This window comes from uncultured Microbacterium sp. (genome assembly GCF_963521645.1).
Lineage (GTDB): Bacteria > Actinomycetota > Actinomycetes > Actinomycetales > Microbacteriaceae > Microbacterium.
In genome coordinates, this window is the sequence record NZ_CAUQVQ010000028.1 from 1 (window position 1) to 12,633 (window position 12,633).

Annotated in this window: 18 protein-coding genes; 9 read left to right on the forward strand and 9 right to left on the reverse strand. The window is 69.8% G+C overall.

Annotated features, from left to right (window positions below):
* Nucleotides 1-72 precede the first annotated feature (72 nt).
* From RWO82_RS08305 to RWO82_RS08315, 3 genes are all read right to left on the reverse strand, one after another.
* Nucleotides 73-372: a GIY-YIG nuclease family protein gene (locus RWO82_RS08305; protein ID WP_314425594.1), complete on the reverse strand. Its 300-nt coding sequence runs from the start codon at nt 370-372 to the stop codon at nt 73-75.
* Nucleotides 373-700: 328 nt separating this feature from the next.
* The gene (locus tag RWO82_RS08310) at nt 701-1,354 is read right to left on the reverse strand and encodes a biliverdin-producing heme oxygenase (RefSeq protein ID WP_314425596.1); all 654 of its coding nucleotides are present in this window, start codon (nt 1,352-1,354) and stop codon (nt 701-703) included.
* 73 nt (nt 1,355-1,427) lie between these two features.
* Nucleotides 1,428-1,739 (reverse strand): DUF2470 domain-containing protein, encoded by a 312-nt coding sequence (locus tag RWO82_RS08315; RefSeq protein WP_314425598.1) that lies wholly within the window; start codon nt 1,737-1,739, stop codon nt 1,428-1,430.
* Nucleotides 1,740-1,828: 89 nt separating this feature from the next.
* Between RWO82_RS08315 and RWO82_RS08320 the strand changes: the two genes are divergently transcribed.
* Both RWO82_RS08320 and corA read left to right on the forward strand, forming a co-directional pair.
* The gene (locus tag RWO82_RS08320) at nt 1,829-3,115 is read left to right on the forward strand and encodes a serine hydrolase domain-containing protein (protein ID WP_314425601.1); all 1,287 of its coding nucleotides are present in this window, start codon (nt 1,829-1,831) and stop codon (nt 3,113-3,115) included.
* A gap of 51 nt (nt 3,116-3,166) precedes the next feature.
* A complete protein-coding gene (gene corA, locus RWO82_RS08325) occupies nt 3,167-4,183 on the forward strand; it encodes a magnesium/cobalt transporter CorA (protein WP_314425603.1) in 1,017 nt (338 codons plus the stop codon).
* A gap of 36 nt (nt 4,184-4,219) precedes the next feature.
* Here corA and RWO82_RS08330 read toward each other — a convergent pair whose 3' ends face one another.
* Both RWO82_RS08330 and RWO82_RS08335 read right to left on the reverse strand, forming a co-directional pair.
* On the reverse strand, nt 4,220-4,474 hold the full coding sequence (locus RWO82_RS08330) for a multidrug transporter (protein ID WP_314425606.1): 255 nt from the start codon (nt 4,472-4,474) through the stop codon (nt 4,220-4,222).
* Nucleotides 4,467-5,864, reverse strand: coding sequence for an APC family permease (locus RWO82_RS08335; protein WP_314425608.1), 1,398 nt, complete (start codon nt 5,862-5,864; stop codon nt 4,467-4,469). The genes RWO82_RS08330 and RWO82_RS08335 overlap by 8 nt, the downstream gene beginning before the upstream one ends.
* 123 nt (nt 5,865-5,987) lie before the next feature.
* Here RWO82_RS08335 and RWO82_RS08340 point away from each other — a divergent pair, with 123 nt between their 5' ends.
* Nucleotides 5,988-6,659: a GPP34 family phosphoprotein gene (locus RWO82_RS08340; protein ID WP_314425610.1), complete on the forward strand. Its 672-nt coding sequence runs from the start codon at nt 5,988-5,990 to the stop codon at nt 6,657-6,659.
* A 6-nt stretch (nt 6,660-6,665) separates the two neighbouring features.
* On the opposite strand, the gene RWO82_RS08345 is transcribed toward RWO82_RS08340, so the two are convergent.
* Nucleotides 6,666-7,415 (reverse strand): DeoR/GlpR family DNA-binding transcription regulator, encoded by a 750-nt coding sequence (locus RWO82_RS08345; protein ID WP_314425613.1) that lies wholly within the window; start codon nt 7,413-7,415, stop codon nt 6,666-6,668.
* Nucleotides 7,416-7,486: 71 nt separating this feature from the next.
* On the opposite strand from RWO82_RS08345, the gene RWO82_RS08350 reads away from it, so the two are divergent.
* Nucleotides 7,487-7,843 (forward strand): DUF4406 domain-containing protein, encoded by a 357-nt coding sequence (locus tag RWO82_RS08350; RefSeq protein ID WP_314425616.1) that lies wholly within the window; start codon nt 7,487-7,489, stop codon nt 7,841-7,843.
* Between the two features lie 17 nt (nt 7,844-7,860).
* Here the strand turns inward: RWO82_RS08350 and RWO82_RS08355 are convergent, their stop codons facing one another.
* The 3 genes from RWO82_RS08355 to RWO82_RS08365 all read right to left on the reverse strand — a co-directional run bounded on the left by RWO82_RS08355 (nt 7,861) and on the right by RWO82_RS08365 (nt 10,003).
* Entirely contained in the window at nt 7,861-8,322 is a 462-nt protein-coding gene (locus tag RWO82_RS08355) for an META domain-containing protein (protein ID WP_314425618.1), read from the reverse strand.
* Nucleotides 8,323-8,515: 193 nt separating this feature from the next.
* Nucleotides 8,516-9,421: an SDR family NAD(P)-dependent oxidoreductase gene (locus RWO82_RS08360; RefSeq protein WP_314425620.1), complete on the reverse strand. Its 906-nt coding sequence runs from the start codon at nt 9,419-9,421 to the stop codon at nt 8,516-8,518.
* Between the two features lie 9 nt (nt 9,422-9,430).
* Nucleotides 9,431-10,003, reverse strand: a complete 573-nt coding sequence (locus tag RWO82_RS08365) for an isochorismatase family protein (protein ID WP_314425622.1) — start codon at nt 10,001-10,003, stop codon at nt 9,431-9,433.
* A 213-nt stretch (nt 10,004-10,216) separates the two neighbouring features.
* On the opposite strand from RWO82_RS08365, the gene RWO82_RS08370 reads away from it, so the two are divergent.
* The 5 genes from RWO82_RS08370 to RWO82_RS08390 are packed head-to-tail and all read left to right on the forward strand — an operon-like array spanning nt 10,217 to nt 12,513.
* On the forward strand, nt 10,217-10,741 hold the full coding sequence (locus RWO82_RS08370; protein ID WP_314425623.1) for an Asp23/Gls24 family envelope stress response protein: 525 nt from the start codon (nt 10,217-10,219) through the stop codon (nt 10,739-10,741).
* Complete coding sequence (locus RWO82_RS08375) at nt 10,738-10,926, forward strand: DUF2273 domain-containing protein (RefSeq protein ID WP_201470711.1); 189 nt, start codon at nt 10,738-10,740, stop codon at nt 10,924-10,926. The genes RWO82_RS08370 and RWO82_RS08375 overlap by 4 nt, the downstream gene beginning before the upstream one ends.
* Nucleotides 10,926-11,321, forward strand: a complete 396-nt coding sequence (locus RWO82_RS08380; RefSeq protein WP_314425625.1) for a hypothetical protein — start codon at nt 10,926-10,928, stop codon at nt 11,319-11,321. Before RWO82_RS08375 ends, RWO82_RS08380 begins: the two co-directional genes overlap by 1 nt.
* Complete coding sequence (locus RWO82_RS08385; RefSeq protein ID WP_314425628.1) at nt 11,318-11,902, forward strand: DUF6286 domain-containing protein; 585 nt, start codon at nt 11,318-11,320, stop codon at nt 11,900-11,902. The genes RWO82_RS08380 and RWO82_RS08385 overlap by 4 nt, the downstream gene beginning before the upstream one ends.
* The gene (locus tag RWO82_RS08390) at nt 11,899-12,513 is read left to right on the forward strand and encodes a hypothetical protein (RefSeq protein ID WP_314425629.1); all 615 of its coding nucleotides are present in this window, start codon (nt 11,899-11,901) and stop codon (nt 12,511-12,513) included. The genes RWO82_RS08385 and RWO82_RS08390 overlap by 4 nt, the downstream gene beginning before the upstream one ends.
* The last annotated feature ends 120 nt before the right edge of the window (nt 12,514-12,633 follow it).

The window sequence follows — 12,633 nt, forward strand, 5'->3', positions numbered from 1 at the left end:
CCCGAGTCTCCGGTCGTTGAGCGAGGCCCGCGGAGCGGCCCGAGTCGAAACGTGGTGCGTCACGAGAGCCGGTCAGCGAGCGGCAGCCCGCCGGAGCCTGTCGTTCACACTCCACTGCCGCACGGCATCCACTCCGCCCTCGATGAACGCCAGTCGCTTCGCGTGGCTCCACCCCTGAAGTCGCTTCTCCCACGCGAACGCCTCGTCGATGCGCGCGTACTCGCCGCTCCAGAGAAGCTCCACCGGGAGGCGGCGTCGGGTGTACGCGCTGCCCATCCCCTCCTCGTGCTGCACGAGCCGACGGTCGAGATCGCGCGTGCTGCCGACGTAGAGCGTGCCATCCGCGCAGCGGAGTATGTAGACGTAACCCATCGCCGGACGCTACGCGGGGGCACCGACATCGGGGGTGCGGGGGGTGCGTGGGGCGTTTCGTCTCGGGCGACTTCGTCGTCCTCGCTCAACGAGCGGGGGATGGGTCGGTCGTTGAGCGAGGCCCGCGGAGCGGCCCGAGTCGAAACGTGGTGGGTGTCCGGGGTCGGCTTGCGACGTTTCGTCTCGGGCGACTTCGTCGGCCTCTCTCAACGAACGGGGAGGGCGCCGGGCGGGTGGGGCGTTTCGTCTCGGGCGACTTCGTCGTCCTCGCTCAACGAACGGGCGTTCGTGTCGGGCGACTTCGTCGGTCTCGCTCGACGAACGGGGGTCAGGCGACGGCCGCGGCGCGGGCGCGGTCGAGATCTTCGAAGAGCTCGGTGTTGAAGCGGTAGGCGAGCAGCACCTCGCCGATGACGCGCTCGCGCTCGGCGTCGTCCCACGGGGCCGCATCGAGCTGCTCGCGGTAGACGTCCTTGAAGGCGGAGGGGTCGGCGATGTCGTCGAACAGGTAGAAGCCGATGCCGTTGGTCTCGAAGCCGAAGCGGCGGGCCATGACGCGGCCGATGAAGACACCGCCCGAGAGGTCGCCGAGGTAGCGCGTGTAGTGGTGGGCGACGAAGCCGCCCGCCCAGGTCGCGCCCACCTGGCGGATGCGCTCGACATACCGCTGCGTGGTCGGCAGGGCGACGATGCACTCGCGCCAGCCGGGGCCGAGCAGGAACGCGAGATCGGACTCGAGCGCGGGGAGGCGGGTGAGCTTGTCGCTGAGGAAGACCGAGGCCACCGGATCGTGCCGCATGCGCTCGCCGACCGACTCGAGCGCCTCGTAGATGAAGTAGTGCTGAGCCACGAGCGAGATGTAGTCCTCACGCGACCCCTCGCCCTTCAGCAGGTCCGACATGAATCCCGCGCCCTCGCTGCGGGAGTGCGAGCTCGAGGAGCGCTCGCGGAGCGCGGCGGAGAAGGGGAGGATCTCGGACATGACCCCAGTGTAAGGGTGACCTAACTTCGGCGGAACCCCCGTTTTCTCCGGCTCCGCCTCGCGCCCGTGCCGCCTATGCGTGGGGGCGCGGCTCGACGCCGAGTCGCTCGCAGGCGATGTCGTACAGCGCGACCACCGCGCGTCGCACCGCCGGACGCTCGGAGATCGCGCCGCCCGGCCATTCGACCCGCAGTTCCGAGGTCGCTCCGTCTCGGGTGACGAGCCATACGCCGGCGTCGCCGTCGAGCCCCGTCATGACCGCCTCCGTGATCTCGCCGCCGTCCGGCGAGAAGGCGCGCGCGATGAGCAGATTGTCGTCGACGTGATCGCCGTTCATGTGGCGCAGGATGGCCGAGACGACCTCGGCCTCGAAGATGTGGGGCATGACGATCACCCTACGGGCGGGGCTGCGATGCAGACTTTCAGGATCCGCGTTCTAGACTCGGGAGACACGTCTTCCGGGGGTACCCTTCCATGCAGCTTCTCTCGTCGCGCAGGTTCCGCGCAGCAGCAGCCAGCGTCGCCGTGCTCGGGCTCTTCCTCACCGGATGCACGAGCGACACGACTTTCAGCTACACGCCGAAGGCGCAGGTCGACGGGGCGCTCCCCGAAGACACCGTGGCCGCCATGACGGATGCCGTCAACAACGCGATCACCGCCTCCGGCGCATCCGGAGCTGTCGTGGGCGTCTGGGTGCCCTGGAGCGGCAGCTGGGTCACCGGCGTCGGCACGCAGGATCCCGCCGGCGAGGGCGGGGAGATCAGCACCGACATGGCGTTCCGCATCGGTGATGTGACGCGACTGATGACCTGCGACGTGCTCTACGCCCTGGTCGATGAGGACATCGTCGAACTCGACGACAAGGTTCCCGACTACGTCTCGGGAGTCCCCGACCTCGAGGACATCACGCTGCTCGACCTGTGCAACGGCACGAGCGGCCTCGGCTCGTCGGAAGAGGTCGCGCACGCGGCCTGGCGCACCACTCCCGAGCGGGTCTGGGCGCCGCTGGAGCTCGCGTCGTACGGTCTCGGCGCCGAGCGCACGGTGCCGCACACGACCTACCGCGGATCCGACGTGAACTACCTGCTGCTCGGCATGGCGCTCGAGCACGCCACCGGCCTCACGGCATCCGAGCTGATCGCGGAGTACGTCACCGAGCCGCTCGGTCTCGGCTCGACGTCGCTGCCCCGCCCCGCGGCGGCGGCGCCCTCGACAGGCTCCGTCATGAACGGCCACTACCTGCTGGAGGTCGAGGGCGGCTACCAGTGCTCGGCCCCTGTCGACATCACCACCCTCTCGTCGAGCACGGGGTACACCGACTCGGGCGTCGTGTCGACCATCGAGGATCTCGGCCGCTACGCGCAGGCGCAGGCATCCCAGGCGCTGCGCACGCAGGACGAGCCCGACCGCTACGGAGCCCCGCTGCCCGCCTACGAGGGCGCTCCCTCGTGGCTCCAGGCCACCGGCGGTGCACTCATGGCGGGTTCGCTGATCGGTCAGCAGGGATGGACCCCCGGGTACGTCACCGCGGCCTACGCGGATCCTGCCACCGGGTTCACGGTCGCGGTGTCGTTGAACGACTCGACCACGGGCGGCAACATCATCGGCAACCTCGCATGGGAGCTCGCGGCCATCGCATCGAAGGCTCCCGCCGCCGACGGCCAGACCGCCCCCGAATTCGGCCTGCCTTTCACGGCGGAGCAGTATCACCAGGCGATCACGGACGCGGCCATCCCGTGCGTCGCTCCCGCCGAGGGCTGATCAGCCGGGCAGCCGGTCGCCCGTCCGGGCGACACTCACGAGGGGGTGCCGATGGCGATCATCGACAACGCGATCTACGTCGACGGGGTCCGCACCGAGAACCCGCGCAGCCTGAGCGAGACCTTCGAGGTGCTGCGTGAGCGCGGCGGGCTGAGCTGGATCGGCCTGTACCGACCGAGCGAGGCGGAGATCCGTGAGGTCGCCGATGAGTTCGGCATCCACGCGCTCGTCGTCGAGGACGCTCTCTCGGGCCATCAGCGCTCGAAGCTCGAGCGCTACGGCGATGTGCTGTTCATGGTGCTCCGCTCGGCTCGCTACCTCGATGCGAGCGAAGAGGTCGAGTTCGGCGAGATCCACGTGCTCGTCGGCAAGGACTTCGTCGTCACCATCCGGCACGCCGAGTCTCCCGACCTGGGGCGCGTGCGACGCCGCCTCGAAGGCGACCCCGCGCTGTTGAGGCTCGGCCCCGAGGCCGTGCTGTACGCGATCCTCGACGAGGTCGTCGACGAGTACGCGCCCGTGCTGGCGGGTCTCGAGAACGACATCGACGAGATCGAGAGCCAGCTCTTCGAAGAGGGGGTCGACGCCACTCAGCGGATCTACGAGCTGGGCCGCGAGGTGATCGACTTCCAGCGGGCGGTGCAGCCCCTCGCGGGCATGCTCGACGCTCTGCTACGCGGCTCGGTGAAGTACGACGTCGACGAGGAGCTGCAACGCTACCTGCGCGACGTGCTCGATCACACCCTGCGCGTCTCGGAGCGGGCCAACACCTTCCGCACGGTGCTCGACAACGCCCTGACCGTCGAGTCGACGATCGTCGCACGTCGCCAGAACGAGGAGATGCGCCGGATGACGGAGCTCAGCATCCGTCAGAACGACGAGGTCAAGAAGATCTCGGGCTGGGCGGCGATCCTGTTCGCGCCGACGCTGGTCGGCACGGTCTACGGCATGAACTTCGATCACATGCCCGAGCTGCACTGGGTGCTCGGGTACCCCATGGCGGTGGCGCTGATGGTCGGGATGGGTCTCGGGCTCTACTGGGCGTTCAAGCGCAAGGGCTGGCTCTGACGACGCAGCGCACCATCCGTCGGGAGTGACCGCCGACTACCGCTCGGAGTCGTGCGCGCCCGTGTCGACGCCCGGCCCCGGTCCCGGTCGCACGGCGGCATCCGGGCGGATGTCGATGCGCGTGTTGCCGTCATGCTCGGTCACCTCGATGCGCGGGGCGGCGTCGGCTTCGGTCGCGTCGGGAGCGGCGGTCAACTGGTCGTGTCGCTTCTCCTCGCTCGTCATCTGGTCGGCGTGCTCTGCGGCGTCGGTCTGCGTCGCGTCGTCGGATCCGCGGGTGTGCTCAGACATGCTCATCGTTCTCCTTCGTGGTCGGTTCGTGCGTCGGGGAAGAATCGGTGGGCGCCCGGTCGGCGCGGGCGCCGGAGCGCGTGCGGCCCCAGCGGGCGAGCATGTACAGCACGACGCCGATTGCCAGCAGGATCCCACCGAACAGCCAGACGATCGGGCGCTGCTGCGTGAGCAGCAGGATGCACGAGCCGATGCCGAGGACGGGGATGACCGTCCAGATGCGGAAGTGGTCGTGCTCGACACGATCGCGTCGCAGCACCAGCACCGAGATGTTCACGCTGAGGAAGACGACCAGGAGGAGCAGCACGACGGTCTCGGCGAGGGTGGCGAGGTCGCCGACGAGAGTGAGGCCCATCGCGACGAGGGTGGTCGTGAGGATCGCGACCCAGGGGGTCTTGCGGTTCGGCAGCACCCGGCCGAGCACCGCGGGGAGCAGGTGCTGCTCGGCCATGCCGTACGTGAGGCGGCTCACCATGATCATGGTCAGCAGTGCGCCGTTGGCGACGGCCACCAGCGCGATCAGGCTGAACAACCATGAGGGGATGCCGGCGCCGGTCGCCTCGACCACCGCGAGGAGCGGTCCGCTGGACTCCTGCAGTTCGGACGACGGCAGCGTGATCGAACTCGCGACGCCGACCAGCACGTAGACCGCTCCCGCCGTGAACAGCGCGCCGAACAGGGCACGAGGGTAGGTGCGCCGCGGGTTCTTCACCTCTTCGATCATGTTCGCCGAGGTCTCGAAGCCGACGAACGAGTAGTAGGCGACCACGGCGCCGGCGAGCACGGCCATGGCGGCGGGGGTGCCCTCCGGGGTCTGGGTCAGGCGGGACGAGTCGCCTCCGCCGCCCGCCACGAACACACCCACGACCGCGATCACGATCACGAGACCGCTGAGCTCGATCGCCGTCATGACGAGATTCGCGCCCAGCGACTCGCGGATGCCACGGGCGTTCAGCGCCGCGACGACGGCGAGGAAGACGACGGCGACGGGCGCGGCGGGCACGTCGAAGAAGGTGCCGAAGTAGTCGCCCGCGAAGGCGATCGCGAGGCCGGCGGCGCTCGTGACTCCGGCTGCCAGCATGCTGAAGCCGACCAGGAAGGAGACCACCGGGCTGTGGAAGGCGCGTTCGGCGAAGACGGATGCTCCGCCCGCGCGCGGATACTTCGTGACCAGCTCGGCGTAGGAGCCCGCGGTCAGCAGGGCGAGCAGCAGCGCGAGCAGCAGCGGGGCCCACAGCATCCCCCCGACCTTCTCGGAGAGCACGCCCATCAGCGCGTAGATTCCCGCGCCGAGCACGTCGCCGAGGATGAAGGCGAACAGCAGCGGGCCGGTGATCGCGCGGCGCAGCCGAGTCGGGGTCTCCTGCGCGGAGGCGGTGTCAGAAGTCATCCTCGGCACGCTACGGGCGAGCCGGGGCCGTGACGATGGGGTTGACACCACGCCGTGTCGGTCGTCGCGAAATCATCCGTCCGGGGGATGCTCGGGCGTCGACGGACGTCATAGCGTGGGGGCATGCTGATCGTCGAAGAACTCCACATGCTGCTGCTTCGGCCCGACGGCCGCGTCGAGAGCTCGGTGAGCGTCAACCGTCTGTACGGCGAGGTCGCCGCCGTGATCGTCGATCTCGCGCTGCACGGCCGCATCACCATGGCGAACGAGAAGAACCCGGTGGTCGAGATCGTGTCGACCGAGCCCACGGGGAACCCGATCCTCGACACCACGCTCGAGCGGCTCGTGCCGCTGCGCGGCAAGCGGCTGCAGTCGCTCGTCGTGCGACCCAAGCTCGATCCGCTCGAGGTCGTCGTCGAATCGCTCGTCGTGCAGGGCGTGCTCATCCGAGGGGAGCGCGGCTTCTTCGGCTGGGGGTCCGCCCGCACCCCCGAATCGGACTCCACGCCCGAGCGGGCACTGCGGGCGAGGCTCGCCGCGGTCCTCGCGGGCACTCTCGCGCCGACGAAGGCCGATCTCGCGCTGCTGTCGATCCTGCAGAACCTGAATGCCGCGCATGCGATCCTGCGCGACGAGTGCGGCGGACTCTCCTCGCGCGATCTGAAGAAGCGGATCGAGGAGCTCACGGCGGGGTCCGCGGCGGGGGATGCGGTCGCGAGGGCCGTGAACGCCGCGATCACCGCCGCGCTGATGGCGGCCATGACGCCCGTGGTCGTCGCCGCCACGGTCAGCTGATCGGCATCAACGCAGCACGCGGACCCGTTCGGCGAGCGCACCGACCGCGGCGGACTCATCGCGAGGGTCCACCACGACGCCCGCGACCGCATCGAGGTCGAGCACGGGGAAACGCGACACGGCCCCGACCTTCTCTTCGCTCGCGAGCGCGAACGTCTGCGCGCAGCGCGCCGCGATCGCCCGCTTTGTGACGGCGTCGTCGAGGTCTCCGGTGGTCAGGCCGTGTGTCGCGTCGATGCCGGTCGCTCCGAGGAAGAACGCATCCGCCGCGAGGTGATGCACGGCCTCCATGGCGAGGGGACCGCTCGCGACCATCGAGAAGCGGGCGAGCTCGCCGCCGATCATCACGATGCGCGCTTCGGAGTGCTCGGCGACCGCGAGGGCGATGGCCGGGCTCGGCGTGATCACCGTCAGGTCGGCCCCGTGCGGCAGCATGCGCGCCATCGCGAGCGTGGTCGTCCCGGCGTCCAGCACGATCGTGGCGGCCGGAGCGATCAGCTCGACCGCCCGACGGGCCACGCGCTGCTTGCTGTCGCTCGCGAGCGTGGTCCGCTGCTCGACCGGCCGGTCGGCGAGTGGCACGGGCAGTGCGCCGCCGTACACGCGCACGAGCTCGCCCGCGTCGGCGAGCTCTCGGAGGTCGCGTCGGATCGAGTCCTCAGACAGGCCGAGCTCGCGCGCCACGTCTTTCGCGACGACCCGGCCGTCCCGGTGCAGGATCTGCCGCAGATGGTCCTTGCGCTGTGCGCCCAGCATCTGACTCCTTCAGAATTCTGATCTTTCACGAATTTTCACGTTCTTGCACGGTTAACGCTACAGTCTTCCGCATGACAACTCCACTCCTGATCCTCATCGCCGGTCCCTACCGCTCCGGCACCGGCGGAGACCCTGCCCTGATCGCGCAGAACCTCGAGCGCCTCGAAGCGGCCGCCGCGCCCCTGCACCGCCTCGGGTACGTGCCGATGATCGGCGAATGGGTCGCCCTCCCGATCCTGCGGGGCATGGACGACGCGGATGCCGCCGACGGCGACGTCATGTACGAGACGGCTCGCCGTCTGCTGCAGCACTGCGACGCTGTGCTGCGCCTGCCCGGCGAGTCCGCCGGTGCCGACAAGGACGTCGAGATCGCCCTCGAGCGCGGACTCCCCGTGTATCGCTCGATCGACGAGATCCCGGCAGTGTGAGAGGACTCGGCCGGCGTTCAGCCGTCGACTCTCACCAAGGTTCCGGTCGGCCCATCCGCCGGTCCGTAGAGCCCCAGGGTGGAGTTCAGGGCCAGTGCGCCGTCTGACAGCACGAGCCACGCGTCGAAGCCCTCGGGGCACCCTTTCTCTGTGCTCGTCTCGAACTGCAGTCGGATGGCGCCGCCCGAGATGTCGCTCCAGGTTCCCGAGTGCGCGTTGCATCCGTCGAATCCGACCATCGTGCCGTCTGCGCTCAAGGTCAGCGTGACATCGGGATCGTCCGGCGACACCCAGTCGCCCACCAGGTCTTCACGCACGACGCCGGCTGCCGACGCGGATGCCGACGGAGCGGGCTGCGCGGTGGAGGATGCGGGCGCGGGCTCGTCCACCTCCTGTGCCGTGCACCCCACGAGGGCGGCCGCGACGACGACCATAGCGACGGCGAGCCAGCCGCGCACACCTGGATGCTGCGATCTCATGACTATGCTCCTCGCCGGTGTGGAGCACACCGTCTCAGATGCGGCATGCAGTCGGATCTTCGCACGGCGGCGCGAGCCCGGCAAGCAACTGTCCGCGGTACCACCGATATTCAGCGGCCGACGACGACGCTGCGGAATCGCCGGTCACGACGACGACCCTGCCGGTCGCGCGACCCTCCGTCGAGCTGAGCCCTCAGCCCGGGAAGCGCACGCCGGTCATCTCCTCGGCGACCCGCCACAGAGCGCGGCCCACCTCGGTCGAGCGCACCTGCTCGCTCGCAGCGACCCGCTTCGGCGCACCGCGGAACTCCAGCAGCCCGCCCGGCCCCCAGTAGTCGCCGCCCGTCGCATCCGCCGCGACGGCCGCGTGCACGACGGGCGCGGCACCCGAGTCCTTGCCCTGCACGAACGGGCGGCTGAGCGACGCGAGAGCGCGTGCCCACCCGGGCACGGCGGCAAGGCCGTCGCGCCGCGGGGTCAGCGGGTCGACCGCGTACCCCGGGTGCGCGCACAGAGCCGCACGAGCCGAACCTCTCCAGCGTCGGTTCAGCTCGAATGTGAGCGCCATGAGCGCCGCCTTCGAGCGGCCGTACTGTCGCAGCGATGCTCCTGTCCAGGGCTGCGCGAGCGTCTCGGGATCGATCTCCGCGAAGCGGTGCGCCAGCGAGCCGACAGCCACGACCCTCGCGTCGTCGGCGAGCACATGCCCGAGCTGTGCGAGCAGCGCGAAGTGACCGAGCGCGTTGGTGCCGACCATGAGATCGAGGCCGTCCGCCGTGCGCGAGGCGCGGTCGGCCGCCTTCACGCCGGCGTTGCAGATGACGGCATCCACGCGTTCGTCGAGCGACGCCGCCGCCGATGCCACGCTCGCGAGAGACCCGAGGTCGATCGGCACGATGCCGAGGTCCGCGCCCGGCGCGTGCGCGCGGATCGACGACGCCGCGACCTCGGCGCGCTGCGTCGAGCGGCATCCCAACAGCACTCTGGCTCCGTGCGCGGCGAGGATCTCGGCGCACCAGTAGCCGATTCCCGCGTTCGCCCCGGTGACGAGGACCGTTCGACCGTCGAGGCGGGGGAGCGTGGTCGAAGAGAGGGGCATCTCCCCAACCTATGCGGAGACGCCCACCCGATCGACCGTGCGGACCACGGTCGCGAACCCGCGAGCCGCCAGGATGCTCTCAGTGCGCCGCATGATCTCGTCGCCCGAGACCGCCGCGAGCCCGTCGTTCGCCGTGATCGCCGAGGTGGTCGTGGCGTCGGTCACGAACTCGACCGCGAACCCCAGGTCGCTCGCCACGCGGGCCGTGGTCTCGCAGCACTGCTCGGTGCGGATGCCGCACACGACCACCGCGGAGACGCCGAGGTCGCGAAGCCGCCGTTCGAGATCGGTCGAGGTGAAGGCATTGACCGTGGTCTTCGTCACGGCGATCTCGTCGGCGCGCGGCTCGAGCTCCTCGAACACCCGCACGAAACCGAGGGCCGGGTCGAAGACCCCTCCGGTGCCGGGCTCCGCGTGCGTGATCCAGGCGACGGGGTGGCCCACCCGGCGCGCATGATCGACGAGGCGCGCTATGTTGTCGACAGCATCCGGATTCGCGGTGTCCGCCCATTCATCGGCGCGCTGACGGAAGGACTCCTGAGCATCGATGACCAGGAGAGCGGTGGTGTGAGCGTCGTGCATCTGCTCATCCTCGCTGTCAGAGGCCCGCCGCGACAGGTCGTGCGCGGTCATCTCGCGACGTTTCTCCGCCATCCGGAACACCTCGGCTCACTCTTCTCGAACCGATATGTGACGAATCGCCGCGTCAGCGCGTCCTATCCATGAGCGACCCACTCGCTCCCGGTGAGACCACCTGGTCTCGCAACCGGCACCACGTGAGATGAAGGACTCGTCATGGCAACTCAGGATCAGAACACCGCTGCCGCTCCCGCCGAGAAGGAGCTGGCGCACACGGCCGCCGCGTCGAAGACGGCCGGCTCCACCTCGCGCGTGGACCGTTCGTCGGCTTTCTCGTCGTCGCGCGTTCCCGCTGACGCGGACGCTGCGGGCAAGACCGTGATCGCCGACGGCGTGGTCGCCAAGGTCGCCGGGATCGCCGCCCGTGAGGTGGCAGGCGTCTTCGCGCTCGGCGGCGGCGGGGCCCGCGCGTTCGGCGCCATCCGCGACGTGATCAACGCCACCGACCTGGCACAGGGCGTCAAGGTCGAGGTGGGCGAGACCCAGGCCGCTGCCGACATCACGATCGTCGTCGAGTACCCGGCGCCGATCCAGGAGGTCGCCCACAACGTGCGTGCCGCGGTCGCGGGCGCCATCACCCGTCTGGTCGGCCTCGAGGTCGTCGAGGTCAACGTCGAGGTCAACGACGTGCACGTGCCGGGCGACGACTCGGCCGAGAACGAGGAGTCGCGAGTCTCATGACACCCACCACGACCGGCGCGCTGATCGGTGCGCTCCTGGCCCTCGCGGCACTGATGTTCGGGTTCTGGGGATTCCTCCTCATGGCTCTCTTCGCCGGCGTCGGCGCGATCATCGGCCGCATCATGTCGGGGAAGATCGACGTCCGCGGAATCGCGGACGCCTTCACGGGGCGGCGCACCTCCTGATGCGCGCCGACCAGCACATCGCCACCGGTGGCGGCCCCGCCCGGGCCGCCGCCGGAGAGGCCGCCGTCCCGGGGCGCGTCGACGTGAAGGAGCGCGTGTACCGCACGGTCACCGAGCAGGCGTCCGCGACCCTGATCGGTGTGCCGCGCGGTGACGTGAAGGTCGATGTCGCGGAGCACCCCGGCGGGATCGCCGTCCGCATCGCGACGCCGTTGCCCATCCCCGATCTCGACGACACCGTCGGGATCTCCCAGAGCGTTCCCGTGCTCGACCGAGCCCGCCGCCTGCAGGAGCAGCTGCAGCAGGATCTCTCGAGCGTGCTCGGCAAGAACGTCACCCGGATCACCCTCACCATCACCGGTGCCACCATTCCCCGAAGGAGACGAGTGCGATGACCACCCCGGTTCTGCGCCGCGTCGTCCGACGCGAGACGCACTCTCCGCGCACCGTCGCGACGTTCGTCGCGGTCGTGCTGCTCATCCTCGCCCTCGCCCTGATCGGGGTCGAGATCGTGCTGAGCCTCGCCGCCCAGCCGGCTCTGCTGCTCGGGCCCGCCGCCGCCGGCGGATGGCTGGTGGGACTGCCCACCGCGCAGCCGGCGGGTCTCGTGATCGGCGGCAGCGTCGTGCTCGCGCTGATCGGACTCGTCTTCATCGTGCTCGCCGTGACCCCCGGCCGGCTCTCGAAGCACGCCCTGCAGGCGGGCGACCGAGCGGTCGTGGTCGACAACGGCGTGATCGCGAGCGCCCTCGCCCAGCACCTCTCGGAGGAGACCGGGCTCGCTCGTGAGAACGTCACGGTCGGAGTGGGGCATCGCAGCGTCGATGTCACCGTGCGTCCCGGTGCCGGCATCCCGCTCGAACGCAGCGCTGTGCAGGCGGCCGCCGAGGCGCGGCTGACGCACTACCGACTGGACGGCAGAGTGCGAACCCGGGTGCGCATCGAACGCCCCGCCGACACGGAGGATGAGCTGTGAACGACACCAATCGTGCGCTGAACCGCACCCTGCTGCTGATCATCGGACTGCTGTTCCTCGGACTCGGGGTGCTCGGCGTCGCCATCATGAGCTGGCCCACTGCGTCCGACATCTGGACATCGGCTGCGGAGGGTGCCCGATCGTGGCTCGATCAGGCGAGCGCGGCCACCGCGATCGCGGGTGCGAGCGCTTCGTGGATCGGCATCGGTGCCGTGGCGGCGATCCTCGTGGTGATCGTCCTGCTGATCGCTGCGCTCTCGAGCGTCGTCGGACGCCGCTCGAAGACGGCGTTCCGCTCGTCCGGCGAGCAGAATCCGCTCGGACGCGTCACCGTCACCGAGTCGTTCGTGTCGGACGCCGTGAAGAACTCGCTGGTGACTCGCGACGAGATCCTCTCGACCCAGGTCACGGCGAAGGACGTCCGGCGGCAGCCCGTGCTGCACGTGTCGATCACACCGCGACAGAACACCGACCCTCGGGAGCTCGTCGAGCTCATCGACCGGCTGCTCACCAACCTCGCCACGCTGACCGGCCGCCAGACCGCGACCTACGTGTCGATCCACACAGGTTTGCGAGCGCGCCTCGCCCACGACCGGCGACGGCTGTCGTGAACACCTGCACGGCGCCCCGCTGACACCCACCCCAGGCTTATCGTCGGCCGCGGAGAGCGGCGGCGATAAGGCGACGGGAACCCTCCCGCCGTCACGATCACTCCACGAGAGGAGCTCCTC

Bases quoted from the DNA above. Each gene is read 5' to 3' on its own strand.
- RWO82_RS08315 (WP_314425598.1), bottom strand. From the start codon at position 1,739: ATGCCCCACATCTTCGAGGCCGAGGTCGTCTCGGCCATCCTGCGCCAC.
- RWO82_RS08345 (WP_314425613.1), bottom strand. From the start codon at position 7,415: ATGCTGGGCGCACAGCGCAAGGACCATCTGCGGCAGATCCTGCACCGG.
- RWO82_RS08305 (WP_314425594.1), bottom strand. From the start codon at position 372: ATGGGTTACGTCTACATACTCCGCTGCGCGGATGGCACGCTCTACGTC.
- RWO82_RS08375 (WP_201470711.1), top strand. From the start codon at position 10,738: ATGACACCCACCACGACCGGCGCGCTGATCGGTGCGCTCCTGGCCCTC.
- RWO82_RS08310 (WP_314425596.1), bottom strand. From the start codon at position 1,354: ATGTCCGAGATCCTCCCCTTCTCCGCCGCGCTCCGCGAGCGCTCCTCG.
- RWO82_RS08385 (WP_314425628.1), top strand. From the start codon at position 11,318: ATGACCACCCCGGTTCTGCGCCGCGTCGTCCGACGCGAGACGCACTCT.
- RWO82_RS08340 (WP_314425610.1), top strand. From the start codon at position 5,988: ATGCTGATCGTCGAAGAACTCCACATGCTGCTGCTTCGGCCCGACGGC.
- RWO82_RS08380 (WP_314425625.1), top strand. From the start codon at position 10,926: ATGCGCGCCGACCAGCACATCGCCACCGGTGGCGGCCCCGCCCGGGCC.
- RWO82_RS08350 (WP_314425616.1), top strand. From the start codon at position 7,487: ATGACAACTCCACTCCTGATCCTCATCGCCGGTCCCTACCGCTCCGGC.
- RWO82_RS08320 (WP_314425601.1), top strand. From the start codon at position 1,829: ATGCAGCTTCTCTCGTCGCGCAGGTTCCGCGCAGCAGCAGCCAGCGTC.
- RWO82_RS08330 (WP_314425606.1), bottom strand. From the start codon at position 4,474: ATGTCTGAGCACACCCGCGGATCCGACGACGCGACGCAGACCGACGCC.
- RWO82_RS08365 (WP_314425622.1), bottom strand. From the start codon at position 10,003: ATGCACGACGCTCACACCACCGCTCTCCTGGTCATCGATGCTCAGGAG.
- RWO82_RS08360 (WP_314425620.1), bottom strand. From the start codon at position 9,421: ATGCCCCTCTCTTCGACCACGCTCCCCCGCCTCGACGGTCGAACGGTC.
- corA (WP_314425603.1), top strand. From the start codon at position 3,167: ATGGCGATCATCGACAACGCGATCTACGTCGACGGGGTCCGCACCGAG.
- RWO82_RS08370 (WP_314425623.1), top strand. From the start codon at position 10,217: ATGGCAACTCAGGATCAGAACACCGCTGCCGCTCCCGCCGAGAAGGAG.
- RWO82_RS08335 (WP_314425608.1), bottom strand. From the start codon at position 5,864: ATGACTTCTGACACCGCCTCCGCGCAGGAGACCCCGACTCGGCTGCGC.
- RWO82_RS08355 (WP_314425618.1), bottom strand. From the start codon at position 8,322: ATGAGATCGCAGCATCCAGGTGTGCGCGGCTGGCTCGCCGTCGCTATG.